The 977-nt window shown below is 27.8% G+C and carries 1 protein-coding gene; it reads left to right on the top strand.

The annotated features are described in order from the left end of the window. Window positions 1-324 precede the first annotated feature (324 nt). Window positions 325-977: hypothetical protein (locus RCF13_RS21775; RefSeq protein ID WP_308141546.1), on the top strand; the 653-nt coding region annotated here is incomplete at its 3' end.

Raw genomic sequence — 977 nt, 5'->3', positions numbered from 1 at the left:
TTTTGTAGAAAATTTCAAACTGAAAATTGCAGGAATTGAACATTAAGTGCCGAATATGTCTACTAAATAGTTGACATATTTTGATGGTATTCTTTTATAGGGGCAACGTTACATAGGCTTAAGGCACTATAAGAGCGGTTTTGTAGCCTGCTAAAAAATAGATATAAGGATGCATTTATTTGATTAATAAAAAAGCTGGGACTTTATCTATAAGTATATCTTGAAATGCTTTCCAAATAAAGATATACTTTACATAAAAAATGGTATTTCCACTGCATTAAAATTGTAATATACTGGAAATATATAATAGAAAGGGCTAGACATATGAATTTAGAAATTTATAAATCTGTTATGAGATGGACTATCGAAAAAAGTTATCCTGATTATCTTTGGAATAGCATATTTAAAAGAATAGCAAGTAAAGGGTTAATAATAAACGATGGGAGAAGAAGCAAGACAGAAGGAATTTTAGATTTAACAGTATTTAAAGATAATACCCAAAAACTAAAATGTTTATTTGATAATTTGAATAGCATAGTAAAGAATTGTGAAGAATTTGAATATGATAGGGGATATAGATATTCTACTCTATATAAATACAAACAAATAAACCGGGATAAATTAGAAGGTTTAATACAATGTGGAAAAATGATACCATTTACTGAAGATGATCAACCTAATGATATGTTAATAACTCATATTGCATATCCTACTGTGAAATATGACAATAATAAGATATATCTGAAATTCTCTTTGGAACTCAGAAGTAAGCTAGAGGATCAGAGGAACTTAAAACATACAATTCTTACAGTAATTAATCTAGATAATAAAACAATCGAAGTTAGGCAAGATATAATTCCATTAGAGTATAAGTTAAATGAAAAGGCTTACGTGTCAAATGTTAAATCTGTTAGATCTTGGTTAGAAACCCAGTTAGAAGTACATGTAGAGGAAATTGATTTACAAGCTATTACTAA

This window comes from Stenotrophomonas maltophilia group sp. RNC7, assembly GCF_030910085.1.
GTDB lineage: Bacteria > Pseudomonadota > Gammaproteobacteria > Xanthomonadales > Xanthomonadaceae > Stenotrophomonas > Stenotrophomonas sepilia.
Note: the sequence above shows the minus strand (reverse complement) of the source record. Positions and strands in the feature narration are given on the sequence as shown.